Here is a 17,450-nt window from a genome sequence, read left to right as displayed (position 1 = left end):
AAAATGACAGATACAGAAAATTACAAAGTAAAAGACATTTCCCTAGCCGCTTGGGGAAGAAAAGAAATTACGCTAGCTGAAGCAGAAATGCCCGGTTTGATGGCGTTAAGAGAAGAATACGGTAAAGAGCAGCCTTTGAAGGGAGCTAGAATTGCTGGTTGTTTGCATATGACTATCCAGACTGCGGTTTTGATTGAAACACTGGTGGCCTTAGGTGCTGAAGTAACTTGGAGTTCATGTAATATCTTTTCAACTCAAGATCAAGCTGCTGCTGCTATAGCTGCTGCTGGTATTTCTGTTTATGCTTGGAAAGGTATGACAGAGGAAGAATTTAACTGGTGTATTGAACAAACCTTGTTCTTTGGAGAAGATAAGAAACCATTGAATATGATTTTAGACGATGGTGGTGACTTAACTAACATGGTTTTAGATAACTATCCTGAGCTCGCAGAAGGTATCAATGGTCTTTCAGAAGAAACCACTACGGGTGTTCATAGATTGTATGAAAGAATGAAGAAGGGTACTTTACCAATGCCTGCAATCAATGTTAACGATTCAGTTACTAAATCTAAATTTGATAACAAATATGGTTGTAAAGAATCATTGGTAGATGCTATCAGAAGAGCCACTGATGTTATGATGGCTGGAAAAGTTGCTGTTGTAGGTGGTTATGGTGATGTTGGAAAAGGATCTGCCGCTTCTTTACGAGGTGCTGGTGTGAGAGTTATTGTGACAGAAGTTGATCCAATTTGTGCGCTTCAGGCTGCCATGGATGGGTTTGAAGTGAAGCCAATGAAGAAAGCTGTTCCAGAAGCAGATATCATTGTAACAGCTACTGGTAATAAAGATATTATTACTTCAGATTTGTTTGAAGCAATGAAAGATAAAGCAATAGTTTGCAACATCGGTCACTTTGATAATGAAATCGATGTAGACTGGTTACATAAAAATGCTGAGTGGGATAACATTAAGCCACAAGTAGATTTGATTACCATGAAGAATGGAAAGCAAATCATTCTATTAGCTGAAGGTAGATTGGTAAACTTAGGTTGTGCTACTGGCCACCCGTCATTCGTAATGTCTAATTCCTTTACCAACCAAACATTGGCTCAAATTGAATTATGGACTCGTAAAGATAATTATGAGAATGCAGTTTATATGTTGCCTAAGCATTTAGATGAGAAAGTAGCAGCATTGCACTTAGCTAAGATTGGCGTAGAATTAGATTCATTAAGCAAAGATCAAGCGGATTACATCGGAGTGGAGGTTGAAGGACCATTCAAGCCAGAGTATTACAGATATTAATTAATATTTTTTAGCCAACAATCTCGTTTTAAGTTTAGTCAGAACGTGATTGTTGGCTTTTTTAATTTTTTAAACACCAATTACTTGAAGATTAAATTATCTGCAGTTGTGATCACTTTCAATGAGGAAAAAAACATCAGACGATGTCTAAGTTCTTTAACGAAAGTTGCGGATGAAATAATCGTGGTGGATTCTTTCTCCAGTGATAGAACAGAAGAAATTTGCTCCGAATTTCATTGTGAGTTTAAGAAAAATCCATTTGAAGGACATATTCAGCAGAAAAACTTTGCCGTGCAGCAAGCCTCGAATGAATATGTACTTTCCTTAGATGCTGATGAGGAGCTGTCTGAAGAGCTGATAGATTCCATTTTGAGTGTAAAAACAAACTGGGAGTATGATGCCTATTTCTTTAATCGGTTATCCTCTTATTGCGGAAAATTTTTCCGTCACGGAAGTTGGTATCCAGATCAAAAAGTACGACTTTTTGATAGAAGGCTTGCTGAATGGGGAGGCACAAATCCACATGATAAAATTATACTTTCAAGCAGTAGTAAAAAGCATTTGAAAGGAGATCTGCTTCACTATACTTATCATACAATTGAAGAACATTTAAAGCAAGTAAATTACTTTTCTACAGTAGCGGCTAAAGCGGCTTATGATCAAGGCAAAAGATTCACTCTATTTAAATTAATATTTAAGCCGTTCTGGAGGTTTTTTAGAGACTACTTTCTTAAACATGGGTTTCTGGGGGGCTACAGGGGTTTAACAATTTGCCTGCTCACTGCTGTAGAAACCTATTTAAAGATAATAAAGCTCTGGGAAATAGAAAGAGCTAAGAAAACTAATTCACAACATTAACTTTTGCGATTGAATGCTAGATAATTTCAAATCACATTGCAGCCAAAAAGAGAATTCGCCCGTGTTTTCTATAGTTATTCCAACTTGGAATAATCTTAACATTCTGAAAAATTGTATTAAGGCAATTCGTAACCATTCTGAATTGAATCATCAGATCATAGTGTTTATTAATGAAGGAAAAGATGATACGTTGGAATGGGTAAAACAGCAAGAAGATCTTGATTATGTGTTTTCTCCAGAAAATGTAGGAATTTGTTACGCCTTAAATAGCTGTAGGAAGCTTTTCCAAGCAGACTATATGTTGTATTTAAATGATGATATGTATGTTTTACCCAATTGGGACAAAGTGTTGCATGACGAGATCAGATCGTTGGATACGAAAATGTTTATGCTATCAGCTACCCTTATAGAGCCTACAGACACTGGTAATTCATGTGTAGTGGTAAAAGATTATGGCAATGGGCTAGATAATTTTCAGGAAGAGAAACTCTTAAGCGAGTATAAAAGTCTTGTTAAAAACGACTGGAGCGGAAGCACCTGGCCACCTAATATTATGGCTGTCGACCTTTGGGATTTAGTGGGGGGCTTAAGTATTGAATACAGCCCTGGAATGTACTCTGACCCCGACTTTTCGAAAAAGATCTATGAAGCAGGAGTCAAAATATTCAAGGGAAAAGGAGAAAGTTTAGTGTATCATTTTGGTTCAAAATCGACTAAGCGTTTAGGAAAGAATACCGGTAGAATTCAATTTATTATGAAATGGGGGCTTAGTTCGAAAACTTTCACGCAAAACTTCCTGAAAATTGGGGCGGACTATAGCTCGATCATAAAGGAAACTAACCTACCACAGTCAAAGAAAATAGTCAATCGACTCAAAAAGATTTATTACAGTTTTAAATAGAGTGAGGTGAAGATATTAGTTATTAGTAATTTTAGATCAATTGTTACTGTACGGCCGGAAGCTGAAATTTTTATCGGTTTAGCACAAAAAGGGCATGATATTACTGTTATGACTTATAAGGAATCTGAATACATCCCGCGATTTGAGGAGCATGGGATTAAGGTCATTCCATTTCACCCTGAAAAAAAACGTGATAAAGAAAGTATCGCTTTCATAAGGAAAGAGTTAGTAAGAGGAGGATTTGATGTTCTACAGATGTATAACAGCCTTGCTTATTTCAATGGAATTCCAGCAGCCAAGGGATTACCTGTAAAAGTAATTTTATATAGAGGTTATACGGGGAATATTGCTTGGTATGATCCATTTATTTACTTAAAGTATTTCAACAGACGAGTCGATGCAGTAATTTGTAATGTTCAGGCTATCCAAGAGCTGTTTGAAAAGCACTCATTTTCTAAAAGAATTATTTTCAAAACTATCAATAAAGGGCATGATATTTCATGGTACCAAGTAGATGAAAAGGCAGATTTATCGGAATATACGCAAGATCCGGATAATGTGAAATTTGTCTGCACTGCTAACGACAGAAAAATGAAGGGCGTGAAATATCTACTGAAAGCCACACATTACTTAGATAAAGACGCACCTTTTGAACTGTTCTTAGCAGGTAATAATATGGATAGGCCTGAATTCTTAAAGTTGATTAATGACAGTCCAGTTAAAGACAAAATTCATATTCTGGGATTTAGAAAGGATATTCTAGAAGTAGAGAACAATTGCGATGTGTTTGTATTGGCTTCTCTTTACGGTGAGTCTATCACTAAAGCAGCAATTGAAGCCATGGCATTAGGTAAAGCCCCATTGATAACGGATATACCCGGCAATAGGAAACTGGTAGTTTCAGGGGAATCCGGCATTGTAGTACCAAAAGCAAATGCAAAGGAATTAGCAGAAGGGATGAAGCAATATATCTACAATTCTGAGTTAATCAGTAAGTATGGTAAAGCAGCTCAAAACAGAATTCAAACCGTTTTCCATACCAGTAAAACAGTGGAAGAATATGAGAAATTCTATAAAAAGCTGATTTCCTATTAATTATTGTGATGCAACACAGAAAGGGAAGGATTTATTTATTAGCTGATTTTTCTTTCTCAAACTTGAATCTTCGTATTATTGTGTTTTAATTAATCTAATAACCGCCTATTCTGATGAAAAAGTACTTTACCCATGCTTACAAAAACTTTGTATTCAGATTATCAGCACGTAATTCTTTCTTGTTTACTTTTTTTTATAAATACCTATTTAATCCTAAAAAGGGAACTTTAGGCTACTTTTATAACCAGATTTCAAAAAACCTGGATACTACCTTTGTAATACAGGTGGGAGCTAATGACGGTATCAACCACGATCCGATCCATAAATTTGTGAAGCGCGACAAATGGCAAGGTCTTTTGATCGAACCGCAACCTGACGTATTTAGATATCAACTTTTCCCTCTCTATATGCGAGATGAAGGCATTTTCATGGAAAATATTGCTATTAGCGATAAAATCAGCCTAATGGATATGTATAAAATTAGCTTCACTAGAGAAAGATGGGCAACAGGGCTTACCACTTTTCATCGTCCAACTTTGCAAGATAAGGTAGACCGGGGCGATGTCGATATTATTGCGAAGAGAAAAGGTATCACGGTTCCTTCCTCAATAGAAAAGTATATAGATGAAGTTAAAGTGGAATCCAAAACATTTGAGTTTCTTAGGGCTAAATATCAAATTAAAGAAGTGGATGTTTTGCAAATTGATGTGGAGGGTTTCGACTTTGAAGTCATAAAACTTTATGATTTAAGTAATAATAAGCCAAAGGTAATTGTGTTTGAAAGTGGTCATTTGGGTGATGATGAATATGGTGAAGCGGAGCAATATTTCACAGAAAATGAATTTCTAATTAAGAGAGTGAAAGGCGATAGTGTCGCAGTCAGAAAAGATTATAGCTTTGGCATAAATATGATAAAAACCTTTGAATAGAGAAGCAATTTTTACTTTACAGCTCTTAGTACACCACGTCTTAAATAAGGAGGATTAAAAGTTTTAGGTTCAGGGAATATCATGTATCCATCCGTAAAGGAAACTTCGAAGTTTCTGTCTTCAAGATAGGCTTTAAATTTATCTTCATCATAAGGCTTGTGATAGCAGCAAAGAGCTATTTTCAAATTTTTATTTTCTGCAATAATTTTTTCCGCCCCCTTCAAAATATCACCTTCTGCTCCTTCAGCATCCACTTTTAGAAAATTGAAGCTTTCTTTGTCTTTGAAATATTCGTCTAGGGATACATTTTTTGCATCGTTTACATCCGATACAAATTTATTGACAATAACCACTTTTTCCTTCCAAGGAGCAAAAGTCGCTTCAAGTGCTTCGATCCATCGTTCATCTGTTTCAAACAAATAGACTTTCTTTACTTTTTCAATAGCTTCTAAAGCTAAATTCCCTTCTGCTGCACCTACATCTACTAAAATAACATTTTCTTTAATATCAAATTCGGATGTTAAGTACCGGTGTGGGGAATTTTGATCTTGCTCTATCTTTAAAAAATTGTAATTTCTACGAACGCCTCTTTTAGATGATTTCCTTTTAAAATAAAGTCGCTTTCCTTCGGTAACAATATATTTTAGTTGGTTGGATGGATCGGCATACACTTCTATATCCGAACGTTTATATTTTTCCTGAAAGGGATAAGGAAAAACACTAAATCCGGTTTCTTTCAAATATTCAAGTGCATTACTTTTCTCCTGGTCAATAAATTCTTCCTCATTTGAATTGTAGTAATTCAGAACGGTAGATTTTAGTTTATTTTTTTCAATCGGTCGCCTAATAAACTTGGGGACTAGTTTTCGAAATAGTTTAGACACTATATTTTATTTTTTGGTGCAAAATAGAACGATAGCTGATGATATGTGAAATTATGAAAAAAAGCTTCGAAATTATAATTTTTTCAAACAGTAGCTTTAATTATTTATAATCTCCGCAGTGATATTGCAGAACCTATCATAAGGCCTGTTGCTAGCTATGCAGAATCTCCTCAAAAAAAGTTTCATATTTATTAATGGTATTTTCAATAGAGAAGGTATTAAAAGCGGTCTTTCTGCCATTTTCTAATAGCTTTTTTCTAAGTTCTTGATCTTCTACAGCTCTTTTAATTTGGTTTGCAAAGTCTTCATAATTTTCATTTTCATAGAGAAGTCCGTTTTCTTCATGTTGCACTACATCAGGGATTCCAGCAAAATTGGTTGCTACTACAGGAGTGTTCATTGCCATACTTTCCACCAAAGTTAGCCCAAATCCATCCATGGTAGAGGGTAGGACATTCACGGTCATGAGAGTATAGTATTGAATGACAGCTGATTTATCATTCACAATCCCTAGGCATTTTACTTCTTGCGGAACATCGTGAATGTCGGGTTCATTTGGAAACCTATTTCTGTAGTTTTCTTCATCTAAACCAACATAAAGTACTTTCCATTCTTTGGGTAGTAGTTGGAGTGCTTTCACTAATTGAGGTTGATTTTTATAGCGAGCAACACACCCTATCACAATATCTTGATCCGAATAGCCTAATTCATTTTGTAATTTTTTTCTCAGTTCTAAATTTGGCTGGTATTGATCCGTTGGCGTTCCGTTATGGATTACCTTTAATTTATTCGCATGAATCCCTCTTTCTATGAATATTTGCTTCAGCGCCTCACTTACCACCACAAGATGGTCGCAAAAGTAGTTATTGAAGATATTCTGAAAGAATTTATTTAACCCAATCATTTTTTTTGGGTTCTGCCGTCTGGTTTGTATAATTTTTACATTTTTTCCATTCAAAAAATTAATGAGAGGTCCAACATAGCGGTCATTTGATGATTGAGCATTTATAATATGGATATTCTCTTGTTCAATTAATTCTTTTATGATAGAGCGAGTTTTTTTATCTGTCTTGCCATTAAATGGCATATAGACTCTTTTAACTGTGCTATCTTTAACTAAGCTGTCTAGAAATGAACCTTTCAATAGGCCTAAATATACATTGTGTTTTTTTTCAGCCAAGCCCTTAGCTAAGTAAGATATACTGTATGTTGAACCTGCAACACCTCCCTGCGCACAAAGAATTAGAATATTCATAATATAACTGATATAAAATTAAGAATTCATTGGTATAACCTTCTCTCCATTTTTCGGTTATATAGAATAATTAAACTAGTCCGTGGGAGAGCGTATGTCATACGAAAGCAAAGATAAACAAAGAGTATTCAATGAAGAATTTATGCCGCATATAGATGCGATGTATAATTTCGCTTATAGGCTGACTTTGGATGAAGATGATGCCAAGGATCTGGTGCAAGAGACCTTCATGAAAGCGTATAGATTCATCAATTCTTTTGAAACGGGAACCAATGCAAAAGCTTGGCTGTTTCGAATCTTGAAGAATAGTTTTATTAATAATTACCGTAAAAAAAGTAAGCAACCTAATAAGGTAGATTACCAAGAGGTTGAATCATTTTATAATTCAGATTCTGTTAATGAGAATATTACGACTGATCTGAGGGTAGAAACTGTTCAACATTTAATTGGTGATGAAATCACAAATGCGCTTAATTCGCTTGATGTGGATTTCAGAACTGTTATAATACTGTGCGATTTGGAAGGCTTTACTTACGAGGAGATGGCTAAAATTTTAGACATCCCAATCGGTACTGTTAGAAGTAGATTGCATAGGGCAAGAAATTTATTAAAAGAGAAATTGAAGCAATATGCTAGTTCCTTAGGCTATAAGGATAAGCGAAAATAATTGGAGGAGATTTTTAGGTGAGGAAAACATTGGGCATATTTGCATATTAATGGCAACAGCCAAAATTTTTTAAAGAAGAAGCAAACCATGGAAGTTGAGCAAAAGCAAGCATGTACTGAATTATTAGAATTAGTAATTGACGGACAAGCTACCCAAAAGCAACATGATGAGTTAATGGGGCATTTGGAAAAATGTGAAGAATGTAGAGAAGAATACTTATTGAGTAAGTCGATTAAGGATAGTCTTAAAAACCACATTAAACCAAGCACCAGTCCCACGGGATTAGCCAACTCCATCCAAAACAAAATCTCTGAAACGGCCTTCTTAAAATGAAAGAAAAAGGTAAAGCTATTATCTTCTCTGCTCCATCAGGAGCGGGCAAAACCACTATCGTTCAACATTTATTAGATAAACATCCTGAACTAGGATTTTCGATTTCAGCCTGCACCCGAGATAAAAGAGGGAGGACAGAGATAGATGGAGTTGATTATCATTTTTTGACCGTTGAGGAATTTAAAAAACGCATTGATAAAGATGAGTTTGTCGAATGGGAGGAAGTGTACGAAGGAAATTTTTATGGTACGTTAAAAGAAGAGGTCCAAAGAATTTGGGATGATGGGAAAGCAGTAATATTTGATGTAGATGTCAAAGGAGGCTTAAAGCTCAAGAAATATTTCGGGGACCAAGCTCTAGCTGTTTTTGTGAAAGTTCCTTCCTTAGAAGTTTTAGAGGAGAGACTTAAAAATCGTAACTCAGAATCTTCATCTAGTTTATCGCAGAGGCTTTACAAAGCGAAGTTTGAAATGACTTTTGAGAAAGAATTTGATGTTACTTTAGTGAATGAGGACTTACCTACTTCTCAGGAAAAGGCATTAACTATGGTTACAGATTTTATTGGAAAATAATCTTATGCGTAAAAACGTAGGTCTATTCTTTGGTTCTTTTAATCCTATTCACGTAGGCCATCTGATAATTGCTAATACGATGTTGGAGGAGTCTGATGTAGATGAGGTTTGGTTTGTTGTATCTCCTCAAAGCCCCTTCAAAAAAAAAGAATCACTCGCCCACGAGTTTGATAGGTATGACTTGGTACAGACAGCGATTGGCGACCATTTTCATATGAAAGTTACGGACATAGAGTTCGATATGCCTAAGCCAAGTTATACATCAGATACCTTAGCCTATTTAACCGATCAGCATCCCAATCATCATTTTAAATTAATAATCGGACAGGATAATTTGAAGAGTTTCCCTAAATGGAAAAATAGTGATGTTATTTTGCGAGATTATGGTTTATTGGTTTATCCCCGGCCAAACGCAAAAAAATCTGAATTGGAAGGTCATGAAAACGTTCGTTTCGTAGAAGCTCCGATGATGGATATATCGGCCACCTTTATTAGAAAGTCAATAAAAAATAATCGCTCAGTAAAATATTTAGTTCCAGATGCGGTTTTAGATAGGATAAAAGGTAAAAAGCTTTACTTCTGATTTTTTGTCACTTAGGCTTCATTTATCAACCTTAACTTTAATATCTTTAACCCTTTCGAACCACAGCATGAAGAAATTATTTACTGTCTATTTAATATTTTATTCTTTTTTTCACATTAATGCACAGGGCGTAAGAGGTGTAGTCTATGGTGACGAGGGAGAAATTTTGCCTTTTGCCACCATTTATGTGGAGCAAACCGGTTCGGGTACCGCTACCAATCAGGAAGCTTATTATGAATTACAACTGAAAAAAGGGACTTATACCCTCCAGTATAAATTTGTGGGCTATGAAACGGTTACAAAAGAAGTCACTGTTGAGAATGGAAATATTCAACTGGACGTGCAATTGCCTAGGCAAAGTTTGTTATTAAATGAAGTCACAACCACAGCAAAGGCTACTGATCCCGCAAATTGGATGATGCGGAAAGCCATTGCCAAAAGCAGCTATCATCGCCAACAAATTGATGCTTATTCTGCCACTGTTTATGTAAAGGGTAAAGGAAGAGTTACCGATATTCCGTTTTACTTAAGGAGTGTATTGAAAAAAGAAGGTATTGATACCGAAACGATGATTATCACGGAATCGGTCAGCGAAGTGAGCTATCGCAGACCTAATCAGTTTTCCGAAAAGGTGATTTCGATCTATGCATCCAAGGAAACTGATTTTAATGCTAACCCCATGCGTTTTATAGCCGGAAGTTTTTATCAAGATGAAATTGCTTCTGTTATTTCGCCCTTATCCTCCAAAGCTTTTAGGTATTACAAATTTAAACATTTAGGCGCCTTTATGGATGGTAAAAATCTCATCAATAAAATAAAAGTTATCCCTAAAGTACCAGCTCCGAATGTTTTTGAAGGTGAAATTCAGTTGGTGGAAGAGGACTGGGCTTTGTTTAGAGTAGATTTGAATGCTCAGATTGAACTTGGAATTGATGTACGAATTAGACAGGTATATCAAAGTATAAATAATCTAGCCTGGATGCCTATCACCCACCAATTTGATGTAGAAGGTAAACTTATGGGAGTAGGTTTTGAAGGGAAGTACTTAGCTTCAATGAGTAAATATAAAATTGAATTGAACCCAGCTCTGCCTAGAAACATCAAGATTTTGGATAAGGATGATGCAGAACAAGGTAAAATGACCGAAGAGATTATACAAGAGGCTAATGATTTGGTAAATACTCAAAAGCAAGAAAAAGTAGCTGTTAAGTCTGAGGACTTATCGGATATCATGAAAGATTACAAGAAGGCTCAACAAGATTCCTTGGCAAAGCAAGATATAATTGGGATTTATGATTATGAAGTGGATTCTTCTGCTTTTAATCAGGATTCTGTTTTTTGGGCTCAAATTAGACCTATTCCACTTTCTACAGATGAAACTAGAGGTTATGCGAAGCTTGACAGCATCAATGTAGTTCAAGAGATTAAAGCCTCTAAAGACTCCACCAAAAATGTAAAGAAAAGAACCTTTCAACTTACAGATATTATAGTAGGAGGTGATTATAAACTAGACAGTGCAAAAAAGCTATATTTTAAGATCTATAATCCGTTTTTAAATATTCAGTATAATACTGTTGAAGGATTAAATTTGGATTACAGTATTGGTTTAAAACGATATATTCCTATTAAATATGATACTACGATAGATCGTGCCACTGAAGACAGAAGTTATCATAATTGGAGGTCATATGCGCTCATTAAGCCAACGGTTCGTTATTCTGTTGCGAGAAATAGAATTTCAGGGAAAGTTTTAGCCAAGTATCAATTTAAGACAGGTAATGTCGAGTTTAGAGTGGGAAGATATATACAACAATTCAATGATGCCCCAGCTGTTGGACCACTTCTTAACACCAGCTTTACAACAATTTGGGAACAAAACTTCATGAAGATTTATGAAAAAGATTTCATGAAGTTGACCTTTGAGAGAAAGTTTTCGGCCAGAATAGGCATGTCTGCGGATTTAGAATATGAAGAGCGGAAGAGGTTAAATAACAATGCTGATTTTAGGATAATCGATTGGGAGCGAGAATTCACACCGAACTATCCAGTAAATATTAATCCTATAGATGATTTTGATGGGCAGACGGCTTTAACTGCTAATGTGAAATTCTATTATCGACCATTTATTAAATATGTCATAAGAAATGGAATTAAAAGACCTGTAACCCAACGATCAACACGATTTACTTTAGAATACTATAAAGGGTTTAAAAACCTCGCAGGAAGTAATGTTGACTTCGACAGGTTGGTTGTAGGGTACAAAGATGAATTTGATTTTGGTGCTAAAGGACGGACTTATTTTAATACAAAAATAGGAGCATTTTTAAATAGTAATGAGCTTGGCTTTATGGATTATGCTCATTTCCCTGGTAATAGAGCATTTATCACACAAAATGATCCGGTGGAGTCTTTCCGGTTATTAGACTATTACAGGTTCAGTACTGACCAATTTTATGCGCAGAATTTTATCTTTCATAGATTTAGGAAATTACTCATCACTCAAATTCCTGCTACCAGATTTATGGGACTTAAAGAAGGTGCTTTCTTAAATTACCTTTATACACCTGATAGTAATAATTATGCTGAAATTGGATATTCTCTTGACGGCATACTCAAATTTTTCAGAATAGAGGTTGCTACCCAATATGAAAATATGCAGTACAAGGGTTGGGGAGTTAGAGTAGGTATTGCCACTACTCTTGGAGGAAATATTTCAGTTAATGTGCAAGATGATGAGTAGTAAGGAGCTGGTTATACACTTTTCGGTAATTTAATCTCAAAAATAGTATGCTGTTGTTTTGAAGAGTGAATACTGAAACTCCCATCTAGTTTTTGAATGCATTGCTTAACTGTATATAATCCGATACTAATATTTTCAAATTCCTTTTCCGCTTTTGAGAAGCCGTTCATTAGTTTATTGCTTTCTTCATCAATAAGCTGCAGATTAAACAATTTAAATAGTAAGCTAATGCTTTTGGCTTGGTGTGTGAGTGAAAACTGGATTTTATAATCAGTAAGGCTTTCACTCTTCATGAACTGCACAGCGTTCTGAAGAATGTTGAAAGTAATTAGCTTGATCAATGACTCATCGGAATAAAAAATAAAGTTGCTTTCAATACTGATGTTAAGATCAAAATCTTTGATATTTTCAATGTAGATCACTTCATTAAAGGACTCTTGAATGATTGTTCGAAAATCAATCTGACTATTTTCTAATGTTTTGTCTTGTAATTCACTGATCAATTTTAATTCTTCAATTATAATATTTAGCCGCATTGCAGCTTTGTCTAGCATGCTGAAATAATTTAGGGCTTTGGCATCTTCCACATCCTGTAAGGCGATATTGCAAATTCCCATCAATCTTACAATAGGGCCTTTAATATCGTGTGATGATTTATAGATAAAGTTATCTAACTCCAAACTTGTAGTTCTAAGCCTATCATTTACTGATTTTAACTCAATATTTCGCTTATCAACAGTGCCGGCTAACTGTCCGTTTAATACTTCAAGTTCATCCTTTTGGCGGCTGATGACATTTTTGGCGCGTTCAAGTTCTTTTAAATTCAGCTCCAAGTATTCTTTTTGCGATTCAATCTCTTCTTTTTGAGCCTCTACTTTATCATTTTGCTTTTTTAGTGTGCTATTGATTTTCTTATTTCTTTGAAAAATTAGTACTATGAGTATTGAGAACGGGATGATTAATATTAAAATGGAGATGTAAACTAAATTTTGAAAGCTTTTTTCTTTCAGCTCAATTTCGTTCTTTTCCAAGAGCATTCTATTCTTGTTTTCTTCCATTTTTAAATGTATCAAACTCAAATTTCGACCTAGTACATTCACATACAAAGAGTCTTTGAGAATCACATTCATTTTCGATAGTTCATCAGCTGCTTCAAGATTACCTAAACTTTTGTATACTTTTGCCTTCAATTCGTATACCTCAATAATGATATTGTTTGCCTTGATTTTATGAGCTAGTGAGTCACTTTTTGCTAAGTATTCCAATGATTCATTGGCTTGATCTCTGAGGAGAGATAATCTACCAAGCCATAAATAGATTTCGCTCTTTCCTTTTTGGTCTTTGATGGCTTCGCGTATCTTGAAGGACTGCTCGAAGTAATACTGTGCAGAGTCATAATTTTTTTCATGCAGCATTACTTGTCCCATGCCTTGCAAAGCAACTGATTCCCAATTCTTATTTTCATGGTTTTGGGCAATTTGTAGTGAGGAGTTAAAAGATTGGCGTGCTTTGCTGTATTCTTGTTGAGCTAAATGAGTGTTCCCTATATTATTTTGCGAATAGATAATCAGTTCATAGGCTTTATTGTCTTTGGCTGCTTTTAAGCCCGCATCAAGATAGTGATGAGCGCTATCAAACATCTGAGCTTGAAGATAGACTAACCCTATATTATTTAATGTATGTTCCAGTCCATATTTCACCCCTAAATTTTTCTTCATTTCATAAGAGCGCATCAAATATTCTAAAGCATTTTGGTAATTTCCTAAGCTTATGTATACGTAGCCAATATTATTCAAGGCATTGTGCATCAGAATAGAGTCATTGATCTGATTAGCAATTTCCAGAGCTTGAATATTATATTCTAAGGCAAATTCATATTCGCCTTTGTAGGTATAGGTACCTCCCAAAAGCCGTAGGGATTTAGATATATGAACAGGGTCATTTAGTCTTTGAGCGATCATTAAGGCTTGTTCTGCATATTTCATCGCAGAATCTGGTCGATTTAGCCAATTATCGAAAACTAACTCATGGAGTATGTCAATTTGATCATCTTTATTCGAATTTTGCAATAGATTTTTGATACTATCAGTTTGGATGCCTGAAAAAGACTGAAAACTGAAAAGTAAATAGGTGGCTATATATAAAATTCTGAATTTCAATTTGATAATTCTGTTGATCAAGCATAATTAAGATAGTAAATAAATTGGATAGATAATAGTTATTAATTACAGCTGTAGCTAGAGAGATCAGTTTTTAATGTAATATGATGGAGGAAAATTAGTGAGGGCAGATATCAAAGGGAAGTAAATGTTGTTGAAGAACAGATGCCGTTCCCAAAGCATTATGTTTCACATCTTTTATTGCTAGCATACCAAAATTTGCTGCTGCTGATGGATTTGTCGGGTATAAAAAAAGCCTTTCATTTTTATGAAAGGCTTCTAAGAAAAGATTAAATTATCTTTTATTAATTTACAGGTTCAACAGAAACATAAGATCTGTCTTTCTTACCTCTTTTAAATTGAACCACTCCGTTAGTAAGTGCAAATAAAGTATGGTCTTTTCCCATCCCTACGTTTTCACCTGGGTGATGCGCAGTACCACGCTGACGAACCAAGATATTTCCTGCTATTGCAGCTTGGCCACCATAAATTTTCACACCTAATCGTTTACTTTCCGATTCTCTACCGTTTTTAGAACTACCAGCTCCTTTTTTGTGTGCCATGGTTTATATTATTTAGAAATTTTTTCGATTAATACTTTTGTGAAATCTTGGCGATGTCCATTTCTTTTCTTGTAGCCTTTTCTTCTTTTCTTTTTGAATACGACTACTTTATCGCCTTTAACATGACCAAGGATTTTCCCTGATACCTTAGCGCCCTTAACTAAAGGAGCACCTACTTCGACTTTTCCATCATTGTCTACTAACAATACTTTGTCGAACTCTACGGAAGCGCCATCTTCACCCTCCATCTTTGGAGCGTAAACGAACTGGTCTTGCGTTACTTTGAACTGCTTTCCGGCTATGTTTACAATTGCGTACATTGAAATAATTGTTTTTAATAAGTATACTATTTCCCAAAAGGAATGCAAATATAGGGATTTTATTTAATAGTTACAAAAGCTAATGCAATACATCAAGTAATTTGGAGATTTCCTGTTCTGCACATTTGATAAGCGATCGTAATATTGCTTGAAATCGTATAAAATACGAGCGAGTAGAGCATTTTAATACGTTTAACGTAAATTTAGTAGCGAAACACGCTTGAATTGCTTGCTTTTGATGCTTGAATTGCTTTATTTTGAAACATCCAAGCGTTCAAAATATATTAAAAAATGAAGGTAAACATTCCTGAGAAATATACCGACCTCTATATAAAAGCTTTAGGCGATAAAAAGAAGGCTTTACAAATGAAGATTAATCAGTTTAAAGCTGAGATTGAAGAGATAGATAGTCATCTTTCTAATCTGGTTAACTTACCTCTCTTTCAAGAAAATGAAGCCCAGAATTTGCTGCATCAAAAGACGAATGCTTATCATGATCAATGGGCTTGGACTAAGAAAATCACCTATTTTATTGATTTTAAGCGTAAGTTAGTCAAAACGAATGAAGTGGTTGATTTTATTATGGAAAAGGAACCAGGCCTTAATAAATCAAAAGTAAGGAGCTCAGTATCAGCGGCATTATCAAACAAAATGAAGAAGGGGGTGTACAGAAAATTTGAAGACCCGGTTACCGCAAACACCTACTACGGACCACTAGCATTTTTCTTAAATCAACACGAGCCTCAGATAGAGTTTATGCCTGAGGACCTGAAAGAGAGGTTGTTGTATAATAATTAATGATGTAATAAACGGTTGTTAGAGTCATTTTTTTATGAGCTTAAATGCTTGTGTTTGTGGAAAACTTTTGCAACTTTTTTTTATGTTCAAATACAGCCGAAAAACCCCTAAGTAATCCTAAGATAAAGTCATTTAAAATATTGTAATATAGGTAGTTATATACTTATCCACACTGCTCTGTCCATAACTACTGAGCCTTTGATTTATCAGCTTTCTTCCTAATATTTGTAAGCACAGCCAAGAAAATAGGGAAGAAAAAAAAGATTTTTGACTGCGTAATTTTTTCTATCTGCTTTAGTAAGAATTCATTAGCCTGAACCACCCTGTTTTCTTTGAAGAATTTATTACATAACTAAAAAACATTTCAAAGATGAGTGAAGTAACCACATTTCAAGACGAACCAATTTTGAAGGAGAACAAAGACCGCTTTGTATTATTTCCTATACAGCATAAAGATATATGGGAATTTTATAAGATGGCGGAAGCTAGTTTCTGGACGGCTGAAGAAATTGATTTAAGTCAGGATATGAAGGATTGGGAAAACCTGACCGAAGGCGAAACTCACTTTATAAAACACGTACTAGCTTTCTTTGCAGCAAGTGATGGTATTGTAAATGAAAATTTGGCAGAGAATTTTGTGGCGGAAGTTCAGTACACTGAAGCGAAATTCTTCTACGGTTTCCAAATTGCCATGGAAAATGTACACTCTGAAACTTACTCTCTTTTAATTGACACTTATGTGAAAGATAATAAAGAGAAAAGCAGCCTCTTCAATGCTATTGACACCATGGACTGTGTGAAGAAAAAAGCAGATTGGGCATTACGCTGGATTGATGAAGGAAATTATGCGGAAAGATTAATTGCCTTTGCTGCTGTGGAAGGTATTTTCTTTTCAGGAAGTTTCTGTTCCATCTTCTGGTTAAAGAAAAGAGGCTTAATGCCAGGCCTGACTTTTTCTAATGAGTTAATCTCAAGAGATGAAGGCTTGCATTGTGATTTTGCTTGTTTGCTTTACAATGATCATTTAGTAAATAAGTTATCAAAAGAGAAAGTGACTTCAATTATTACTGATGCTGTAGAAATTGAAAAAGAATTTGTAACGGATTCCTTGCCTGTGAAATTGATCGGCATGAATGCAGATTTGATGTGTCAGTATATTGAATTTGTGGCGGATAGATTATTACAAGAATTAAGATGCGATAAAGTCTATGGATCAAGCAATCCATTTGATTTTATGGAAATGATTTCATTACAAGGTAAAACCAATTTCTTCGAGAAAAGAGTTGGAGATTACCAAAAAGCAGGTGTAATGAAAAAAGAAGAAGATAGCGATAAAGCTAAATTCTCTTTGGACGAAGACTTCTAAGAATTGAGAAGCGGGCTATATAAGTGTCCGCCTTTTCATAGCCTCATTTCTGTGAAGGCAGAAATCTAGTTAGAGCAAATAGAATTTATAAAATGAGAGTTCCCCGTCAGTACGGGGGACAT

General features: G+C 35.0%; 17 protein-coding genes. 12 read left to right on the top strand and 5 right to left on the bottom strand.

All coding sequences use genetic code 11. The features are described 5' to 3' along the window. Nucleotides 1-3: 3 nt before the first annotated feature. The 5 genes from ahcY to B9Y84_RS18105 all read left to right on the top strand — a co-directional run bounded on the left by ahcY (nucleotide 4) and on the right by B9Y84_RS18105 (nucleotide 5,088). Nucleotides 4-1,305 carry an adenosylhomocysteinase gene (gene ahcY / locus B9Y84_RS18125; protein WP_085518815.1) on the top strand — a complete coding sequence of 434 codons (1,302 nt, stop codon included), beginning with the start codon at nucleotides 4-6 and terminating at the stop codon, nucleotides 1,303-1,305. A gap of 84 nt (nucleotides 1,306-1,389) precedes the next feature. Beyond that, nucleotides 1,390-2,163: a glycosyltransferase family 2 protein gene (locus B9Y84_RS18120; protein ID WP_085518900.1), complete on the top strand. Its 774-nt coding sequence runs from the start codon at nucleotides 1,390-1,392 to the stop codon at nucleotides 2,161-2,163. 13 nt (nucleotides 2,164-2,176) lie between these two features. Next, nucleotides 2,177-3,064: a glycosyltransferase family 2 protein gene (locus tag B9Y84_RS18115; RefSeq protein WP_085518814.1), complete on the top strand. Its 888-nt coding sequence runs from the start codon at nucleotides 2,177-2,179 to the stop codon at nucleotides 3,062-3,064. Between the two features lie 6 nt (nucleotides 3,065-3,070). Continuing rightward, the gene (locus tag B9Y84_RS18110) at nucleotides 3,071-4,159 is read left to right on the top strand and encodes a glycosyltransferase family 4 protein (RefSeq protein ID WP_085518813.1); all 1,089 of its coding nucleotides are present in this window, start codon (nucleotides 3,071-3,073) and stop codon (nucleotides 4,157-4,159) included. Nucleotides 4,160-4,272: 113 nt separating this feature from the next. Continuing rightward, nucleotides 4,273-5,088: an FkbM family methyltransferase gene (locus B9Y84_RS18105; protein ID WP_085518812.1), complete on the top strand. Its 816-nt coding sequence runs from the start codon at nucleotides 4,273-4,275 to the stop codon at nucleotides 5,086-5,088. 11 nt (nucleotides 5,089-5,099) lie between these two features. Here the strand turns inward: B9Y84_RS18105 and B9Y84_RS18100 are convergent, their stop codons facing one another. Next, nucleotides 5,100-5,972 (bottom strand): FkbM family methyltransferase, encoded by an 873-nt coding sequence (locus B9Y84_RS18100; protein WP_176223835.1) that lies wholly within the window; start codon nucleotides 5,970-5,972, stop codon nucleotides 5,100-5,102. A gap of 151 nt (nucleotides 5,973-6,123) precedes the next feature. Continuing rightward, nucleotides 6,124-7,227 (bottom strand): glycosyltransferase family 4 protein, encoded by a 1,104-nt coding sequence (locus B9Y84_RS18095; protein WP_085518810.1) that lies wholly within the window; start codon nucleotides 7,225-7,227, stop codon nucleotides 6,124-6,126. Between the two features lie 94 nt (nucleotides 7,228-7,321). On the opposite strand from B9Y84_RS18095, the gene B9Y84_RS18090 reads away from it, so the two are divergent. From B9Y84_RS18090 to B9Y84_RS18070, 5 genes are all read left to right on the top strand, one after another. After that, on the top strand, nucleotides 7,322-7,894 hold the full coding sequence (locus B9Y84_RS18090) for a sigma-70 family RNA polymerase sigma factor (RefSeq protein ID WP_085518809.1): 573 nt from the start codon (nucleotides 7,322-7,324) through the stop codon (nucleotides 7,892-7,894). Between the two features lie 87 nt (nucleotides 7,895-7,981). Beyond that, complete coding sequence (locus B9Y84_RS18085) at nucleotides 7,982-8,227, top strand: zf-HC2 domain-containing protein (RefSeq protein ID WP_139828092.1); 246 nt, start codon at nucleotides 7,982-7,984, stop codon at nucleotides 8,225-8,227. Next, entirely contained in the window at nucleotides 8,224-8,799 is a 576-nt protein-coding gene (gmk, locus tag B9Y84_RS18080) for a guanylate kinase (RefSeq protein WP_085518807.1), read from the top strand. Before B9Y84_RS18085 ends, gmk begins: the two co-directional genes overlap by 4 nt. 4 nt (nucleotides 8,800-8,803) lie before the next feature. Continuing rightward, on the top strand, nucleotides 8,804-9,382 hold the full coding sequence (gene nadD, locus B9Y84_RS18075; RefSeq protein ID WP_085518806.1) for a nicotinate (nicotinamide) nucleotide adenylyltransferase: 579 nt from the start codon (nucleotides 8,804-8,806) through the stop codon (nucleotides 9,380-9,382). 67 nt (nucleotides 9,383-9,449) lie between these two features. Next, nucleotides 9,450-12,122 (top strand): DUF5686 and carboxypeptidase regulatory-like domain-containing protein, encoded by a 2,673-nt coding sequence (locus B9Y84_RS18070; protein WP_085518805.1) that lies wholly within the window; start codon nucleotides 9,450-9,452, stop codon nucleotides 12,120-12,122. 11 nt (nucleotides 12,123-12,133) lie between these two features. On the opposite strand, the gene B9Y84_RS18065 is transcribed toward B9Y84_RS18070, so the two are convergent. From B9Y84_RS18065 to rplU, 3 genes are all read right to left on the bottom strand, one after another. Continuing rightward, complete coding sequence (locus B9Y84_RS18065) at nucleotides 12,134-14,281, bottom strand: tetratricopeptide repeat protein (protein ID WP_139828091.1); 2,148 nt, start codon at nucleotides 14,279-14,281, stop codon at nucleotides 12,134-12,136. A 305-nt stretch (nucleotides 14,282-14,586) separates the two neighbouring features. After that, entirely contained in the window at nucleotides 14,587-14,844 is a 258-nt protein-coding gene (gene rpmA, locus B9Y84_RS18060; RefSeq protein ID WP_085518803.1) for a 50S ribosomal protein L27, read from the bottom strand. Between the two features lie 8 nt (nucleotides 14,845-14,852). Beyond that, on the bottom strand, nucleotides 14,853-15,164 hold the full coding sequence (rplU, locus tag B9Y84_RS18055; RefSeq protein ID WP_085518802.1) for a 50S ribosomal protein L21: 312 nt from the start codon (nucleotides 15,162-15,164) through the stop codon (nucleotides 14,853-14,855). A 291-nt stretch (nucleotides 15,165-15,455) separates the two neighbouring features. Here rplU and B9Y84_RS18050 point away from each other — a divergent pair, with 291 nt between their 5' ends. Continuing rightward, on the top strand, nucleotides 15,456-15,962 hold the full coding sequence (locus tag B9Y84_RS18050; protein WP_085518801.1) for a hypothetical protein: 507 nt from the start codon (nucleotides 15,456-15,458) through the stop codon (nucleotides 15,960-15,962). Nucleotides 15,963-16,332: 370 nt separating this feature from the next. Then, nucleotides 16,333-17,328 (top strand): ribonucleoside-diphosphate reductase small subunit, encoded by a 996-nt coding sequence (locus tag B9Y84_RS18045; protein WP_085518800.1) that lies wholly within the window; start codon nucleotides 16,333-16,335, stop codon nucleotides 17,326-17,328. Nucleotides 17,329-17,450 lie beyond the last annotated feature (122 nt).

It is taken from the genome of Marivirga sericea, assembly GCF_900177665.1.
In the GTDB taxonomy this organism is placed as follows: Bacteria; Bacteroidota; Bacteroidia; order Cytophagales; family Cyclobacteriaceae; genus Marivirga; species Marivirga sericea.
Note: the sequence above shows the minus strand (reverse complement) of the source record. Positions and strands in the feature narration are given on the sequence as shown.